Annotated in this window: 16 protein-coding genes; 6 read left to right on the top strand and 10 right to left on the bottom strand. The window is 48.4% G+C overall.

Going from position 1 to position 17,676, the window contains the following annotated elements:
• Positions 1-132 precede the first annotated feature (132 nt).
• Entirely contained in the window at positions 133-1,065 is a 933-nt protein-coding gene (locus tag ACY2VW_RS04330) for an MFS transporter (protein ID WP_461877184.1), read from the top strand.
• A 64-nt stretch (positions 1,066-1,129) separates the two neighbouring features.
• Positions 1,130-1,723, top strand: coding sequence for a DUF1349 domain-containing protein (locus ACY2VW_RS04335; RefSeq protein ID WP_055218940.1), 594 nt, complete (start codon positions 1,130-1,132; stop codon positions 1,721-1,723).
• Between the two features lie 53 nt (positions 1,724-1,776).
• Here ACY2VW_RS04335 and ACY2VW_RS04340 read toward each other — a convergent pair whose 3' ends face one another.
• The 9 genes from ACY2VW_RS04340 to ACY2VW_RS04380 all read right to left on the bottom strand — a co-directional run bounded on the left by ACY2VW_RS04340 (position 1,777) and on the right by ACY2VW_RS04380 (position 11,844).
• Positions 1,777-3,231, bottom strand: coding sequence for a serpin family protein (locus tag ACY2VW_RS04340; protein ID WP_461877185.1), 1,455 nt, complete (start codon positions 3,229-3,231; stop codon positions 1,777-1,779).
• On the bottom strand, positions 3,228-3,788 hold the full coding sequence (locus ACY2VW_RS04345; protein WP_461877186.1) for an RNA polymerase sigma factor: 561 nt from the start codon (positions 3,786-3,788) through the stop codon (positions 3,228-3,230). Before ACY2VW_RS04345 ends, ACY2VW_RS04340 begins: the two co-directional genes overlap by 4 nt.
• 123 nt (positions 3,789-3,911) lie before the next feature.
• Positions 3,912-5,594 carry a phospho-sugar mutase gene (locus tag ACY2VW_RS04350; protein ID WP_118595765.1) on the bottom strand — a complete coding sequence of 561 codons (1,683 nt, stop codon included), beginning with the start codon at positions 5,592-5,594 and terminating at the stop codon, positions 3,912-3,914.
• Between the two features lie 260 nt (positions 5,595-5,854).
• A complete protein-coding gene (locus ACY2VW_RS04355) occupies positions 5,855-6,523 on the bottom strand; it encodes an SGNH/GDSL hydrolase family protein (RefSeq protein ID WP_461872978.1) in 669 nt (222 codons plus the stop codon).
• 162 nt (positions 6,524-6,685) lie between these two features.
• Complete coding sequence (locus tag ACY2VW_RS04360; RefSeq protein ID WP_461877188.1) at positions 6,686-7,717, bottom strand: TRAP transporter substrate-binding protein; 1,032 nt, start codon at positions 7,715-7,717, stop codon at positions 6,686-6,688.
• 16 nt (positions 7,718-7,733) lie between these two features.
• Positions 7,734-9,023: a TRAP transporter large permease gene (locus ACY2VW_RS04365; protein ID WP_461872980.1), complete on the bottom strand. Its 1,290-nt coding sequence runs from the start codon at positions 9,021-9,023 to the stop codon at positions 7,734-7,736.
• Positions 9,011-9,655: a TRAP transporter small permease gene (locus tag ACY2VW_RS04370; RefSeq protein ID WP_461877189.1), complete on the bottom strand. Its 645-nt coding sequence runs from the start codon at positions 9,653-9,655 to the stop codon at positions 9,011-9,013. The genes ACY2VW_RS04365 and ACY2VW_RS04370 overlap by 13 nt, the downstream gene beginning before the upstream one ends.
• A gap of 103 nt (positions 9,656-9,758) precedes the next feature.
• Positions 9,759-10,520: a type I 3-dehydroquinate dehydratase gene (aroD, locus tag ACY2VW_RS04375; protein ID WP_118666662.1), complete on the bottom strand. Its 762-nt coding sequence runs from the start codon at positions 10,518-10,520 to the stop codon at positions 9,759-9,761.
• A gap of 109 nt (positions 10,521-10,629) precedes the next feature.
• Positions 10,630-11,844, bottom strand: coding sequence for an MFS transporter (locus ACY2VW_RS04380; RefSeq protein ID WP_461877190.1), 1,215 nt, complete (start codon positions 11,842-11,844; stop codon positions 10,630-10,632).
• Positions 11,845-12,122: 278 nt separating this feature from the next.
• Here ACY2VW_RS04380 and ACY2VW_RS04385 point away from each other — a divergent pair, with 278 nt between their 5' ends.
• The 4 genes from ACY2VW_RS04385 to aroE all read left to right on the top strand — a co-directional run bounded on the left by ACY2VW_RS04385 (position 12,123) and on the right by aroE (position 17,230).
• Entirely contained in the window at positions 12,123-13,070 is a 948-nt protein-coding gene (locus ACY2VW_RS04385) for a LysR family transcriptional regulator (RefSeq protein WP_461877191.1), read from the top strand.
• Between the two features lie 71 nt (positions 13,071-13,141).
• Positions 13,142-15,163 (top strand): oxidoreductase, encoded by a 2,022-nt coding sequence (locus ACY2VW_RS04390; RefSeq protein WP_461877192.1) that lies wholly within the window; start codon positions 13,142-13,144, stop codon positions 15,161-15,163.
• Positions 15,164-15,267: 104 nt separating this feature from the next.
• Complete coding sequence (locus ACY2VW_RS04395; RefSeq protein ID WP_334294803.1) at positions 15,268-16,158, top strand: quinate/shikimate dehydrogenase; 891 nt, start codon at positions 15,268-15,270, stop codon at positions 16,156-16,158.
• A gap of 199 nt (positions 16,159-16,357) precedes the next feature.
• On the top strand, positions 16,358-17,230 hold the full coding sequence (gene aroE / locus ACY2VW_RS04400) for a shikimate dehydrogenase (protein ID WP_055218962.1): 873 nt from the start codon (positions 16,358-16,360) through the stop codon (positions 17,228-17,230).
• A gap of 84 nt (positions 17,231-17,314) precedes the next feature.
• Here the strand turns inward: aroE and ACY2VW_RS04405 are convergent.
• On the bottom strand, positions 17,315-17,676 hold a 362-nt coding region (locus ACY2VW_RS04405), incomplete at its 5' end, for an ATP-binding cassette domain-containing protein (protein ID WP_461877193.1).

Here is a 17,676-nt window from a genome sequence, read left to right on the forward strand (position 1 = left end):
CCGCCTCCGTTTTTCAGGCACGGCCCTCTCTATTTTACGATATTATACAATAAACAGAGGATATATTCCAGTGAAAACGACATTATTTTACGTTATTATACAAAAAGAATCGTTGTCGCTCCATGGAACACGGTGAACGGCAACGAAACGAACACTACGGCCGCAGCAGTTCTGCCAAATACCTATGCAGGAATTTTGCTCAGCGCCATGATCTATGCCGCCGGAAGCGGACTGATTGAAGTTCTTGTCAGCCCAATCGTAGAAGCTTGTCCGTTTGACAATAAGGACAGCGTTATGAGTCTGCTTCACTCCTTTTACTGCTGGGGGTCTGTAGGCGTCATCTTACTCTCCACTGCTTTTCTGGCAGTTTTTGGTATGGAACGCTGGCCGATCCTCGCATGTATCTGGGCTGTACTTCCACTGTACAATACGTTTAATTTTCTTTCCTGCCCGATTGAATCACTGACCGGAAGCGAAGAAGGACTTACCATTCGTCAGCTGTGCCGTCTTCCCATTTTCTGGATTTCCCTTGTTCTTATGGTCTGCGCCGGAGCAAGCGAGATTTCGATGGCGCAATGGGCTTCCGCTTATGCCGAGTCTGCATTAGGTCTCTCAAAAAGCATTGGAGACATTGCAGGACCGTGCCTGTTTGCTGTGATGATGGGCATCAGCAGAACCTTCTATGGTAAATACGGGGAAAAAATTGACTTAACAAAATTCATGATCGCATCCGGTACACTTTGCCTGATCTGTTATCTGGCTGCAGCTCTCGCACCATATCCTCTTTTAAATCTTACAGGCTGCGTTGTGTGTGGTTTCTCCGTAGGAATTATGTGGCCGGGAACCATCAGTATTTCATCCTCTAAAATTCCACTTGGCGGAACTGCACTGTTCGCACTTCTCGCCATGGCCGGAGATATGGGCGGTTCCATTGGACCATTTGTTATTGGATTTGTCACACAAAACACCGGCGACGATCTGAAGGCAGGTATGCTGGCCGGTTGCATTTTCCCTGCTGTACTGATTTTGTCTGTTTTTCTGCTCCGACAAAGGAACGCAGAGTAAAAATAAGCACCGAAGAGATACTGTAACGTGTCTCAGACACACTTCTTAGAAAGGAGATAGGATGATGGATTTTTCCTGGTTAAATGAAAGCGAATTAAAAAGAGAGGAAGAAGGCAAGCTTGTCATCTTTGCACCGGCTGGGACAGATTTCTTCTGCAACAACGGCACTGTTTCGGAAGAAGGCATTACGCCGGAATCACTGCACAATGCACCCTATTATTATACGGAAATCGAAGGCGATTTTGTTTTGACTGTCAAAGTTTCTCATGACTTCAAAGACATCTATGACTCTTCTTCTCTTATGGTCATGGAAGATCTGGACAACTGGGCAAAAAGCTGCTTTGAAAAAACCGATTTCGGAACTCATGCCGCTGTCAGCGTTGTGACGAAACAAGGTTATTCTGACGATGCCAACGGAAGTAATATTTCCGGAAATACCGCATGGCTGAAAATTTGCAGAGTGAAAAATTCCTTTGCTTTCCATTATTCTGAAGACGGCATTCATTATTTTATGACAAGATTTTTTAATCTTTCCGGTAAAAAGACCGTAAAAGTAGGGCTTCTTGCCCAGGCGCCGCAGGGAAATGGTGGCAACCGGATTTATGAAGATTTGCATATTGAGAAGAAAACAGTAAAGAATATCCGCTTCGGAGAATGAAATACCCTGAGTTCTTCTATTTTAAAAGGAGTCGGACAGTCCGACTCCTTTTTTCACTTCCCGTCGATATTTCTTACAACTCCCGAGAACAACAGCGATCCGTCCTGCCCCGTAACAAGAAACAGGAATGGACGATCCAGTACGAAATCGATTTCGTCGTCCGGGATTTCTGCTGCAGTTTCTGAAATGCCAAGTTCTGTATACGCTGCTCCGGTTACTCCGTTTTCGTCGATTTCAAGCATGGCGGCGTGGTCTGCTTTACTCAGGTATAAATTCTCTTTATCCCCTGTCAATGGGCTGAAATCTGCCAGATCCGCATCCAGTGCATCCGTTACACCCAGTGCACGCACGGTTTCGATCAGGTCTGTTTTTTCCGATACTTTAAATTTAGGAACAGACAGGTTCACCATAGGGGAATACCAGTTATCACTGCTTTCATCCCGCCGTATAACCTTCATCAGATCCGGCGATGATACCAGTTCATTGACATCTACATTTTCATCCGGAAGCAGAAAATACATAGATCCGCTGTCCTGAAGGCTAAGGCCAATTGCCGTAAACTGTCCGCCCTGATAGACATCCATCCGTTCCGTTTTCTTCATCATATCCACAGTGGTATCTCCCGCAGTTCCGTGGAAGGTTTCCTTCTCTGTATCTACTTCCCAGAAGTTCTCCCGCCACATCGCCTTATAATAGATGGTTGATACCAGTTCAAATACCGTTTCCGGGGCGATCGCCATATTTTCGGTATATTCTTTTAAAAGTCCTCCGGTATTATCATCCGTCCACGTCCGCAGGGCCTGATTCATCTCCTCCGATCCGGGAGTCCCACGGAAGGTCGATGCATAATACTGCTCCGCCAGCCGCTGCAGCGTTGTGTCATTGTATGTTTCCTCACCATCCAGCCACAGCGAATTTGCCAGCACACTTTTCAGCGCAGGCGTATCTGCATAATTACTTTCCCAGAGCGAAGAAACATTTTCCCGCAACGTATCCATATCCTGAGCACCAAGCATGTCGAGAATCTGCTGCCGTGTATTTCCATCCGAAGTTTCCGCCAGCATCGCAAACGCGATATACAGATTGATCGGCGAGCAGACGGTATTTTCATTTTCCGAAACCAGCATCTGTTCTATCAGGTTCTGATAATACGCATCCATTCCTGTCTGCAGTTCTGCTGATTTTGCTGTCAGCTCCCGGTACGAATCCCACCAGTCCCAGTGTGCATCGCTTTCCATAAATTTCTGCGCATCCATTGTCCGCGCCACAGATGCCGGATAAGCCGCCAGAACCGTCGTTACCCCCGACGGGTAACGGACTGCAGAACCCTCCCGACCGTTTCTCCATGTCGTAACCCCCAGCACAGCTCCGCCAATGATCACCGCACAGGCTGCAGTGGCCATCCATTTTTTCCACGCAGCCCTTCGTGAATGCTGATATTTCCCCGCTTTTTCCACCATACCAGGATCCAGATTTCCCAGCGTTTCAAATAATTCTTCTTTCTTCATACTTCGAACCCCCTTTCCGTCAAGTGTATATGCAATTTTCCACGGATCCGGTTCAATGAAACTGAAATATAATTTTCACTTCTTCCCAGCCGCTCCGCGATTTCACCGATGCTGTCTACATACCAGTACCGCAGGACAAACATGCATCGTTTTTCCTCCGGCAGCTTCTGCAGAAACCGATTGATCTCCGCGATCAGTTCTTTCATCTCCCACTGCCGCTCAATATCATCTTTCCCCGAAACACATTCTTCCAGCTCGTCCAATACCGCATCCATCTGACTTTCTCCGCGTTTTTTGCGATGCATTTTTCTATACAGATCAAACGAAAGATTTCTCGTTATTTTTCCAAGAAATGTGGATAACAGAGACGGCCGGTGCGGCGGCATGGCATTCCACGCGTGAAGCCAGGTGTCGTTGACACATTCTTCTGCATCCGCCGGATTCTGCAGAATATTCTGTGCAATGGACGTACAGTATGCGCCATATTTCATCGATGATTCGCTGATCGCTGTTTCGTTTCTGTCCCAGTACAGTTGGACAATATGAGTATCCTCCATATGGAAATCCCCCCTTTCATCTATCATCACGCCATTTTGCAGAAAATCTTACACTTTTTTTAAAAAAATTCGGTTCAAAAAAGGGCGTGACCAAAGCCACGCCCTTCCATTCTTTTATTTTCTTTATGCCAGAATCGGTTTTAAAGCCTCTGCGAGTTTTTCTTTCTCTGCTTCTGCCTCTGCCAGATCCTTTCCAAGTGTTGTGTAGTATACTTTGATCTTCGGCTCTGTTCCGGACGGGCGGACGATGACGGTTTCACCGTTTGCCAGCTTGTAGATCAGAACGTTTGCGGATGGGAGTCCGGTTTCTTCCGGTTTCTCATAGTCGGTTACTTTGACAACGGCAGAACCTGCGATCTCGGTCAGCGGCTCTTTTCGAAGGCCGTCCATAATGCCGGCCATCTTGTCCATTCCGCTAAGTCCCGGGAACTCGAAGCTGTCTACTTTGTTCAGGTAGCGGCCGTACTCGGCATAGATCTCTTCCAGTCTCTGTTTCAGGGAGCTTCCGATGCTTCTGTAGTAAGCTGCCATCTCGCAGATCAGCATGGAGCCGATGACTGCGTCTTTATCTCTTACATACGGGCCGGCCAGGTATCCGTAGCTCTCCTCGAATCCGAAGATGAAGCGGTCTACTTCGCCGTCTGCCTCCAGGTTTGCAATCTGGTCGCCGATCCATTTGAATCCGGTCAGAACGCTGCGGAGTTCTACGCCGTAGTGCTCAGCAACAGCATCTGCCAGCGGTGTGGATACGATGGATTTGACAGCAACCGGTTTCTCCGGCATGGTGCCTTTCTCGATGCGGCCTGCGCATATGTAGTCGAGAAGCAGAACGCCGACTTCGTTTCCGGTTACCAGCTCATAGCTTCCATCCGGGCATTTCATGGCGATACCAACACGGTCTGCATCCGGGTCGGTAGCCAGCATCAGGTCTGCGCCGGTCTCTTTTGCAAGATCAAGACCTTTTTCCAGTGCAGCAAAGATTTCCGGGTTCGGATAGCTGCAGGTAGTAAAGTATCCGTTCGGGTACTCCTGCTCCGGAACGATCGTGATATCGGTGATGCCGATGTCTTTTAATACACGGGTAACCGGTACAAGACCGGATCCGTTCAGCGGGCTGTAAACGAGTTTCAGTCCGGCAGTTTTGCACAGGCCCGGACGAACCTGACGGGATTCGATTGCTTCATACAGGGCATTCTTGCAGTCTTCTCCGACAAAACGGATCAGTCCTTCTTCCACGCCCTCTGCGAACGGCATGTATTTTACGCCGGTCAGGATATCGGTTTTCTGAATCTCTGCGTATACGATTGCAGCAGCATCGTCAGTCATCTGGCATCCGTCCGGACCGTAGGCTTTGTAGCCGTTGTATTTTGCCGGGTTGTGGGATGCGGTTACCATGATACCTGCGTTGCAGTTGTAGTAACGGGTTGCAAAGGAAAGTGCCGGTACCGGCATCAATGCATCGTAAATTCTGACTTTGATTCCGTTTGCTGCCAGAACGCCTGCTGCTGTTTTTGCGAATACATCGCTCTTGATACGGCTGTCATAGCTGATGGCTACGGTCTGGTTTCCGCCCTGTGTTTTTACCCAGTTTGCAAGACCCTGTGTTGCCTGACGTACTACATAGATATTCATACGGTTTGTTCCTGCGCCAAGTACACCACGAAGTCCTGCGGTTCCGAATTTCAGAGATACGGCAAAACGATCCTTGATCTCCTCATCGTTTCCTTCAATCCGTGCCAGCTCCGGGTTCAGATCTGCGTCTTCCAGATCGGCTGCCAGCCATCTCTTATACTCTTCCAGATACATATCTTTTTCTCTCCTGTTCTATTCTTTATTTTTATGTCTCACTCTTATGTCCCAATTCAGCGCCACATAAATGTATGGATAGTCATAATATACCATAAAAGCGCCAAAACAGCAATTAAATTTGGTCATTTAAGCAAAATTTTACCGCAGTTTTTCTCCTTTTTTCGACTCCATCCGCAGTTTTCAGACAGAACCTCTGCCCTTTTCAAAAGCAAAAAGCGGGAACCGCGATGACGATTCCCGCTTATCATATGCATTTTTTATTCTTCCCCCGGCCTATGGTTATAATCAAATCCGCATTTTTCCAGAAATGCCCGCGCGATCACCGTTGCACCAATCTGGTTCGGGTGGATTCTGTCCCAGGCGATGTAGGAGGAATGGCGGTACTGGAAGTAATCGTTAAAAACGGCCTGCAGGTCGATGAAGCGGCAGCCGTATTTTTCAGCCAGTTCGCCGCAGATTGCGCCGTAGGTGTCCATGCGTTTTCTCATCCAGTCTTCTGCGTTCGGCTCCATGTAGTATGGGGTCATGAGGAAAATGCCTTTTACGTTATCTTTTACGGAAAGAATCATCTGTTCCACATTAGAACGGTACTCCTCCGGGGATACCTGCTCGTCCGGGATGGCCGGGCTGTCGAACTGTCTCCAGACGTCGTTGATGCCGATGCAGATGGATACCCAGTCCGGTTTTAAAGATACTACATCACGGTCGAAACGCTTCAGCAGATCACGGCTTGTGTTTCCGCCGATGCCGGAGTTTGTCACGCGGAGATATACCTCCGGGTAAAATGCAGCGAGCATGTTCTCGACAATTCGAACGTAACTCTTTCCTACATTTTCAAATAAACCTTCCCCCACCGGCTGTGCACTCTCCATATCCGTTACGGAATCTCCTGCAAATACAATCCGGTCCATGTGTTCAAAAATCATTTTTTTGCCTCCCTTGATCATGAGTAATTAATTTAGAAAAACCCTCTGAACCCCATTATAGTCTTACAGTTTCGACCGTGCAAGGCAAATTTTGTGTAAAAAAATCCGGCCGCGAAACACTGTTTTTCAGTGCCCCGCAGCCGGGAATTTCATTTTCTTTTCTTACTCAATCCCATCCATATAAGCATTGTAAATCGCCGGGTCAATGTTCTCTTTAATCGACGCATACACGCTCTTCGATGCCTCTCGGATGTCCGCTCTTGTCTGGTCATCAAGAGTCAGGATCGTCGTTCCGCTCTCCTCGATCGTCGCGATCTTGTCGGCAATACGGGCATCGGACTGCTTTCTTGCATACTCGGTCGCAATCTTGGCAGCCTCAGTCATAATCTCCTGCTCGTCCTCCGGCAGATCCTTGAAGAAATCGTCGTTGACAATCAGAGAAATCAGATGCGGCAGATGGTTGGTCTCCACCACATAGTCCTGCTGCTCGTACAGGTTGTTCGAAACGATAACCTCATACGGGTTCTCCTGCGCATCGATTGTATGCTGCTGCAGGCCGATGTAAACCTCACTGAAGCTCATCGGTGTCGGGTTGGCGCCAATCGCTTTCCAGAATGCCAGATGGTAGCTGTTCTCCATGGTACGGATCTTCTGGCCCTTGAAATCCGAAAAGCTGTAAACCGGCTTATTCGTACTCATGACACGAAATCCCTGATCCGCCATACCGAGCAGGTGATAGCCGCCCTCCGTATAAACATTGCTGATCAGCTCGTAAAACTCCGGATTATCAATCTTCTCACGGCATTCATCGAGAGAATCAAACACACACGGCAGATCAAACACGGCAAGATCCCCCATAAAGGAAACCTGCGGTGCCGTATTCTGTACGACAAACGGAATATCGCCGTCGGCACACGTTTCGAGCAGATCGCGGTCGCCGCCGAGCGTTGAGTTTGCGTAAACCTGAATTTTCATTTTACCGTCGCTCAGCTCCGAAATCTCTTCCGCGAACTTCTCGGCAAAAATCTGTGTTACGGTGTCCTCCGGGCTCGCCGTTGCCAGCGGCCAGGAATAACGCTGTGTCGTCTCTCCCTCGGAAGAGCCGCAGCCGGCAAGCGATGCACCAAGCGCAACGACAGCAGCAAGTACCGTCGCTGTTCGGAAAAGCTTTTTCTTTTTTGTCATCTTTTTCATTGTCCTTCGCTCCTCCTTATAAAATTCCAATCGAAATCGCCGGAATAAACGTAATCAGCAGCAGTGCCACAAGGAAGAAACCGATCATCGGCATAGCCTTCTTTGCGATCTGCATGACCGGAACCTCGGTCAGGGAGCTTGCCACGAACAGGTTGACGCCGATCGGCGGTGTTACGAAGCCGATCGCCAGGTTGACAACCATGATCACACCAAACTGAATCGGATCCATACCGATTGCCTGTACGATCGGCAGCAGGATCGGGGTCAGAATCAGGATTGCCGGTGTGGTATCCATCACCATTCCGACAATCAGCAGGAATACATTGATGATCAGAAGGATCGCAACCGGGCTGTGGAAGTTGTTCAGAATGAATTCGCTGACCGTCTGCGGTACCTGCATCAGCGTCAGCACACGGGAGAATGCGGTCGATGCTGCCAGGATGAACAGGATCGGGGTGAAGGTACGAATCGCCTCAACCAGAATGGACCAGATGTCGCGGATGCGGATACTTCTGTACACAAAAAGGCTGATGATCAATGCATAGAATACGGAGATAACAGCCGCCTCGGTCGGGGAAGCAACGCCGCTGTAGATACATCCGAGGATGATCACCGGGCTGAGTAATGCAAAAAAGCTCTCTCTTAAAACGCGAAGCAAACCTTTGTCATGCAACGTTTTGACTTCTGCATGGATCTTCTCTTTGTCCTCCCCATACCGTTTGCAGTGATAAACGGCATAAATCATCAGCAGCAGACCAATCATCAGACCCGGTACAATTCCGGCAAGAAACAGATCGCTGACCGAAGCGCCGGAAGCCATACCGTACATGATGAACGGAATACTTGGCGGAATGATAACGCCAAGACCGCCGGCAACTGCCACAATCGCAGTGGAGAATGTCAGATCATAACCAAGCGTGGTCAGAATCGGGATCGTCATACTTCCGACCGCGGCAACGGTCGCCGGAGCGGAACCGGAGATCGCACCATAGAAGAGGCAGGTGACGATAACCGCACACGGCATACCCGCAGTAAATTTTCCAAGGAAATAGGCAAAGACATCAAACAGCTTCTTGGAGATTCCTCCCTTTGCCATGATAATACCGGAGAGAACGAACATCGGAACTGCCAGCAGGGGGAAGGAATCGAGTCCTCCGAACATGGCACGGATCAGATATTTGGCTCCTACCGTAAAAGACGGGTCAAACACCGACGGAAGCACAGATGTGATTCCAAGGGTAATCGATACCGGAACAGCGATGACCAGCAATGCAACAAAAATCAGAAATAATACTACGACCGGCATTCGTGTTCCTCCTCATTCGAATTTTTAATCGTATGGATGCGGTTGTCGATCCCCGCGTTCAGGGCATTTTCTGTGGCGTTATCTGCTCCGGCATTTGCCTCGATGAAGGATTCCGGCGTATTGCGCTCCGGATGGGCCGGGTCGAAAACGTTCTCACCGCGCGCTACACGGAACTCAATCATCCAACGCTGCAGGACACGGAACGCAACCAGCACAAAGGAGACAAGCGGTGCTGCCTGGATGAAGTACATCGGGATTCCGCAGGCCGGGGAAAGCTGGCCGCTTTTAACCGACGACATCATATAAGAAAAAGCAAACGGAATCATGTAGATGAAAAAAATCAATTCAAACGTATGATTCACAATTTTGAAGATGGCTTTTCCTCTCCGCGGAAAAATCGCAACAAACTGCTCGATCTTAATCGAAAGACATTTCTTACTGCAGTAGCTGACACTTAAGAAACCGCACCAGATAAAAATATATCTGGTCAGCTCTTCCGACCATGACAGCGACATGCCAAGGACGTAGCGGCAGAAAACCTGAATTCCCATGATCAGCGTCATGGCGATCAGACCGATCACAAGAAGAAATTCTTCCAGGTTTTCATCCAGCCAGTGAAATATTTTTTTCATGAAAGGCATACCTCCGTTAAATTTGTAACAGGATAATAACATAAAGGGGACATCGGCATCAATAGCAATGCTAAAAACACCGGTGTCCCCAAAAGAAAAACGGTTACATGGCTTTGTGAAGCAGATCCAGGACTGTGCTCAGATCATTGACTCCCATCTGACCCGGTGCGGATGCTTTCTTCGCCGCGCCGAAGGTCATGGAAGAACCAAACACCTCACCGCAGAGACGGCTGATTACACCGGTGCCTGCCATAGACATGGTGATGATCGGTCTGTCCGCATAATTGGTGGTCATTTCCTCTGTTGCTGCAAGCAGGGTCAGAACGTCTTTCTTATTCTGCGGCATAACAGCGATCTTCGGAATATCTGCGTTCATATCCTGCATCTTGCGCAGTCTGTAGATGATGTCTGCTTTTGCAGGAGTCTTGAAGAAATCATGATTGGAAGCGATAACCTTTACGCCTGCTGCGTGTGCACCGTCGATGATCTTCTTTACAATATCATCTCCGGTAAAGATCTCAACATCCACCAGATCCACATATCCGGTCTGTGCTGCTTTGATGTTCAGCTCTGCATATGCTGCCGGCTCAATCGCTTTTTCACCGCCCTCTTTGGAGGTACGGAATGTCATCAGAAGCGGAATATTGCCGAGTGCTTCGCGGAGGTCTTTTAACACGTCCTCTACCTGTGCAAAGTCGAATACACCCTCGAACCAGTCTACACGCCATTCTACAACGTCAACCGGAATCGAATGGAAGGTTTTTGCTTCTTCGATGATATCGTTTTTGGTAACGCCTACGATCGGAACGATGATCTTCGGTGCACCGGCACCGATTTCAATATCACGAACTTTTACTGTATTCATGTGTTTTTCCTTCTTTCTTCAATATTAATCCTGACTTTTCTTTACAGGCTTTTCTTTTTCACGCCCGGATTACCTGGTACTTCGTACTCCCGCAATCCTTAACCTCATTTTAGTTGTCCTGCTGTGCAAGTTCAACCATTTTTTTGTAGCGAATGTTTACAAACAGTCCAAGTACAACACCAACAGCGGTCAGAACGATGTTCATGGTCATAACGCCGGACGGCTGCATTTTAGATGCTGCGGTCAGGATGGTGTAGTTACACAGAGAAGATGCGATCATAACCAGTGCGGTTACGGTTCCTTTGATTTTCGGGAACAGCATGTTGCAAACGGAAGTTGCGATCTGAAGCAGTCCGCCTGCACCAGCCCATCCGATGATGAAAGCACCGGCGATCATCAGCGGTTTGCTCTGTCCCATCAGGACAGCGATCATGGTTACAAAGCAGATAGCCGGGTAAACAACGATGAAACGAACGTCTTTGATTTTTCTGGTCAGGAATGCGGTTACAACGAGTGCCAGCATGGTTCCTGCTGAATAATAGGTCTGCATGATGGACGGATTCGCCCAGCCTACATTCTCTTTTGCAAAGTTCTGCGCACAGTTCAGCCACAGCTGGAAGGTACCGGTGCAGGTAAATCCGATCAGGATCATGGCAACGGACTCGACGGAGAAATGGGTATGTTTCAGGCTGTCGATCAGACCTTCTTTTTTACCGGATGCTTTCTGGTCAGCATCTGGCAGCGGGAACAGGAATACCAGTACGAAAAGTACGATATACGCAATTCCGCATCCGTAGAATAACGGATTGTAGGAGGTAAGGCCAGCTGCGGTAGAAGTAACCGCTACACCAAGAACAAACGGAAGCAGCATCTGTGCGATTGCGATGAAAAATTTGATTCCCATGGTAGCAACGCCAGGAGCTTTGTAAATAATCTCGGATACTGCCGGATAAATACCGGTATCCAGAAAGGAGTTTGCGATACCGCCGATGATGGCGCATACGTAAGCGATGGTATAACCACCGTGTGTTCCTGCATTAAATGCAAGAGCAAGACCGATCAGGTAAATTGCATAAGAAGCACTTCCGATTGCAGTGGAAATGCGGCGTCCGAGCTTGTCGGACAGAGGACCTGCAAATGGCAGTGCGATCAGACGGCCAAGACCGAGTGCTGCGGAAATCGCAGTAATTGCCATTGCTTCCACTCCCCATGCTGCTGCCAGAGCCTCTTTGATGACTGCCTGGCCCAGGATGGAGCATCCAACACCGTGGATAAAGTAGTTCAAGTACAGAATTAATGCACTTGGCAGGTATTTCTTGTTCATGGTTTCTCTCCTTTTAAATAAGATCATGTTGAGGTCAAATTGTTTTTGCCTCTGTTCGGTTCATCCTTTTGTTTTGTCACAAACAACAGATTACCAGTTTCGTGAATGTTAAAAAAATAACATTTGCCTTTATTTTAGCAGTGAAAGGGGATACAGTCTAATGCTTTTAAAGGAAAAAACCAATGCATTGAATGCATTGATGTGGTATACTTGAGTTATAATAATAAGAGGAAGCAAAGACTTTCTTACGGAACCATTTTTTCAGGAGGAAAATCCACATGACACTGAATCAGATTCTCTATTTCCGAAAGGTTGCCCGGCTGGAAAATTATCACCAGGCAGCGGAGGAGCTTTATATTTCCCAGCCGTCCCTGAGCCGTTCCATGGCTGCCCTTGAAAGTGAGCTTGGAATCACGCTGTTTGAAAAGAAAGGGCGCGGTGTTGTCCTTACCAATGCCGGCCGCCTTTTTCTGGAGCATGCAGACCGGATCGCAGGTGACTGTGACATTGCGACAGGAAAAATGAAAGAGCTCGCCTCCGGTGGCGGAAAAATCAATATCGGTTATATTTTTCCACTTGCCGGACATTATATTCCACACAACGTCCGCACCTTTCTGGACAAAGAAGAAAACAAAAATGTTGCCTTTAGCTTCTGGCAGAACCATACCCCGGCCATTGCACAGAAGGTGAAATCCGGTGAACTCGATCTTGGGTTTGGCGGCTTTTTAAAACGCGATGACATGGAGTTTTTTCCGTTGATCCAGCAGCCGCTTGTCATCGTATCCCCGGAACAGCATCCGATTGCCGATGAACCGGAGGTTCCGCTTGTAAAGCTTACCCGTTATCCGGTGATCGGCTACGACCGCACCTCCTGGCTCGGTGTCTACACCGATCATCTCTACCGGAAATATCAGCTTCATCCGAATATTATCATGGAATGCCCGGATGAATATTCGATTGTAGCGCTGGTACGCGAAAATTTCGGCATCGCACTTATGCCGCGAACCGATATTCTGGAACAGGCAGACGGTATCCGCATCCATACGCTGAAAGGTCTCGAAATTTATCACCAGACCTTTATGTTCTGGATGAAGAACCGCTACCGGCTTCCGGCTGTCGAACGGTTTACCGAATATATGAAACAACACGCTGACATTATCGAAGAGACCGGAAATGATAGCGAAAACGTATCGAAAGTTTATCTGAAAGATATTGTTAATTTTTAGTCGAAAGAGTTATGATGAAATTGTCACAAACAGAGGATTACCGCTCATGTAATGAATAAGGAGAAATTTTCATGAAGAGTGCTTACCCAAAAATTTTTGAGCCAATTACAATCAAACGAACAACGATTAAAAACCGTATTGCAATGACCCCGATGGGAACCAACTACGGTGAGACAAGCGGTGAAATGAGTAACCGTCATATGAATTATTACTCTCTCCGCGCAAAAGGCGGCGTTGGTCTCATTATTCTGGAGAACGCCAACATCGAGTACCCGGTCGGTTCCAACGGAACCAGCCAGATCCGTATCGACCACGACAGCTTTATGCCGCGCTACTATCAGTTAGTCGAGAACCTTCACAAAAACGGTGCTACCGTAGCAATCCAGATCAACCACGCCGGAGCTTCCGCATCTTCCGCAAGAACCGGCATGGAAACCGTTTCTTCTTCCAATATCCCGACAAAGGCTGGTGGCGAAACCCCGCGTCCGATGACAAAGGAAGAAATCATGACAACCGTGAAAAAATACGGCGAGGCTGCAAAACGTGTGCAGGCCATCGGCTTTGACGCCATTGAAATCCACTGCGGCCACTCCTACCTGATGAGCCAGTTCATCTCCCCATATTACAACAAAAGAACCGATGAATTCGGTGGTTCCGTAGAAAACCGTCTGCGCTTCCCGCGTATGGTTCTCGAGGAAGTACGTAAAAACGTCGGACCGTGGTTCCCGATCATCGTTCGTATCTCTGCCGAGGAGCGTGTTCCGGGCGGAAATACCCTGGAAGATACCCTGGAGTATCTGGAGTACCTGGATGAGTTCGTAGATATGTACGACGTATCCTGCGGTCTCAACCCATCTCTGCAGTATCAGATCGATTCCAACTTCCTGCCGGACGGATGGCGTTCCTACATGGCAAGAGCCGTAAAAGATAAATTCAAAAAACCTGTGATCAACGCCGGTAACTACCGTGACCCGAAGGTTGTTGAAAAAGTTCTTGAGAGCGGCGATGTAGATATCGTCGGCATGGGACGCGGACTGATCGCTGAGCCGAACTGGGTAAAGAAAGTGGAGAATGGTGAAGAAGATATTCTTCGGAAATGTATCTCCTGTAACGTCGGATGTGCAGGAAACCGTATCGGTGTCAACCGCCCGATCCGTTGTACCGTAAACCCGGCTGTTCCGGAAGGCGATATTTACAAAGCACTGAAAGTGAACAAAAACTGTAACGTTGTTGTTGTCGGCGCCGGTACTGCCGGTATGGAAGCAGCCTGCACCGCAGCAGAAGTCGGATGCAACGTTTTCGTACTCGAGAAAAACGACCACATCGGCGGTCTTTCCACTTTCATCTCCGATCTTCCAAGCAAGAGCCGTATGAAAGATTTCCCGAAATACCTTGAAGCAAGAGCTGCCAGACTGAAAAATCTGTATATCTTCCTCAACACCGAAGCTACCGTAGAGAAGATCAAACAGTTCAAACCGGACATCATTGTAAACTCCACCGGTTCCGTTCCGCTTGTTCCGCCGATCAAAGGCCTGAAAGAGAACATCGACGCCGGAAACGTAAATACCATCTTTGGTATGATCAACAATGTAAATGCAGGAAAATACCCGGAAGAAGCCTGTCAGGGCAAGAAAGTCGTTGTCGTTGGCGGCGGTTCCGTAGGACTTGATGTTGTTGAGTACTTTGCACCAAGAGGTGCTGAGTGTACCATCATCGACATGCTGCCGCAGATCGGTATGCTTGCAGACCCGATCACCAAATGCTCCATGCGTGAGACACACGACAAATACGGTGTAAAAGAGTATGTCAACACTGCTCTTCAGGAAGTAAAAGAAAACGCATTCACCGTAAAACTTCCGGACGGAACCATCCAGGATCTCACCTTCGATTACGGATTCAACTGCCTTGGAATGCGCTCCAACAACCCGATTCTGCCGGAGCTTCAGGAAGCATTCGCCGATACCCATACTTATATTTATACCATCGGCGATTCCGTCCGCGCACGCCGCATCATGGAAGGTACCATGGAAGGCCGCGCGATCCTGAATGTACTGGAATCCCAGGGATACCTGCATCTGGAGCCGCTTGAGTAAATATCGACTTTAAGCAGCCCGACAAAAAACTGTATATCATCTGCTGCGCTGCCTCTTTTTCCAACCAAAAACAACGCAGCATGAAAAAAAGAAAAGAGGAAAATATCATGCCAAACGTAACAGGACATACCGAATTAGTTGGATTAATGGCTTACCCGATCCGTCATACCCAGTCTCCGACAACCCACAACCTTGCATACGACAAAAACGGAGATGACGTCATTCAGCTTGCTTTCGAAGTTGATAACGATTCTTTAAAAGATGCTGTGCAGAGTATCCGCGCGCTGAAAATGCTCGGTTCCAATATTTCCATGCCAAACAAAACTGTTGTCCACAAATATCTGGACGAGGTAGATGAAGCAGCTAAGTTATGCGGCGCTATCAACACCGTAGTCAACCTCCGCGACGAAAACGGTCAGGTAACCGGCAAACTAAAAGGCTACAACACCGATGGTATGGGATACTGGCAGGCACTGACCGAAGAGGGCATCGATTTCAAGGGAATGAAGATGGTCCTGATCGGAACCGGCGGTGCTGCTACTGCAATTGCAGTGCGCGGTGCTCTGGATGGAGTTGCAGAAATTGAAATCTTCAACATCAAAGACAAATTCTACAGCCGTGGAGAGGAAATTGTTGATCTGATCAATAAGAACACCAACTGCAAGGCTACCATGAACGATCTGGCAGACAAAGACCTCCTGAAAGAAAAAATGCACGCAGCCGACCTGTTCTGCGATGCTACCGGCGTAGGAATGCATCCGCTGGAAGACCTTTCCAACATTCCTGATCCTTCCTTCTTTAAAAAAGATCTCATCGTAACGGATACCGTTTACGCTCCGCGCGAAACAGTTATGATGAAACAGGCAAAAGAAGCAGGATGCGAAAAGGTCTTCAACGGCATGGGTATGATGCTGTTCCAGGCACTCATTGCAATCAAGCTGTATACCGGAAAAGATACTCCGGTTGACTACATGAAAGAGAAACTTGGAATCTGATTTCCGGGCGGATCTTTTCCATCTTAAACCTTAATCAAAAACCAACACGAAAAGAGGAAATGAACTTTACGGCATTTCCTCTTTTTTCTTGCTTTCCGGAAGCATCTGGAGTATAATTCACTTCATATAGTAGCAATTTAAAGCGCTACAGCATGATTTTCATCATGCTGAAATACGAGGAGAGAGAGGATTTCATATTATGTCAAAACATATCACAGGACACACCGGATTATTATGCTTACTCGGCAGCCCGGTTGCACACAGCGTTTCTCCGGAAATGCACAACGAAGCGTGCGATCAGCTCGGCCTTGACTACAGTTACCTTGCTTTTGACGTACCGGAAGACAAAATGCCGCAGGCAGTCGAAGGACTCCGCACCATGGGTGCAAGAGGCTGGAACATCACCATGCCTGGCAAAAACATCATGTGCAAGCTGGCAGACAAGGTCTCCCCGGCTTCTGAGATCTCCGGCGCATGCAATACCATCGTCAACGACAACGGCGTTCTGACCGCATACACCACAGACGGTGTCGGCTTCATGAGAGCAGTTGCAGAAAACGGTGTAGACATCATCGGCAAAAAGATGACCCTGCTCGGTGCCGGCGGCGCTGCTACTGCAATCCTGGTACAGGCAGCCCTCGACGGTGTCGCAGAAATCAATGTCTTCAATGTCAGAGACAATTTCTTCGGAAGAGCAGAAGAAATCGTTGCAAAACTCAATGAGCGTACTTCCTGCAAGGTTACCCTGCACGACTTCTCCGATCCGGAAGTCCTTCGCGCATCTATCGCAGACAGCGCAATTCTTGTCAACGGAACTTCTGTCGGAATGGCTCCAAAGACCGAGAATACCATCATCACCGACACAACGATGTTCCACAAAGACCTCTTCGTTTTCGATGTAATCTACAATCCGCAGGAGACCCGCCTGCTGCGTGAGGCAAAAGAGGCTGGATGCAAGACCGGAAACGGTATGTACATGCTGTTATACCAGGGAGCTGCTTCCTTCAAACTGTGGACTGGCGAGGATATGCCGGTTGAGATCATCAAAGAGAAATACTTCTCCGGAAAATAATAAAACAGCGCGTAGCGTTAAAAGGCTTCTGCCCCGGATTTTCATCCGCTGGCAGAAGCCTTTTTTATCATCCTGAAGTATGGGTCAGCCCGCTTTCTGTACTTCGTCGAGCTGTGCCGTATACAGTTTGTAGTAATATCCCTTCTTTGCCATCAGTTCGTCGTGCGTTCCGCTCTCCATGATGCCGCCGTTGTCGATATACATGATCTTATCGCAGTTGCGGATCGTGGACAGACGGTGGGCGATGATGAACGATGTTCTGCCCTTCAGCATCGCATTGAGGCCAGTCTGCAGTGCTTTCTCGGTCTGTACGTCGATGCTTGAGGTCGCCTCATCGAGAATCAGAATCGCCGGATCCGAAAGCAGCGTTCTCGCAAACGAGATCAGCTGTTTCTGGCCCTGGCTCAGCATGGAGCCGCGCTCCCGCACCTCGGTCTGATAGCGGT

This window comes from Fusicatenibacter sp. (assembly GCF_977045365.1).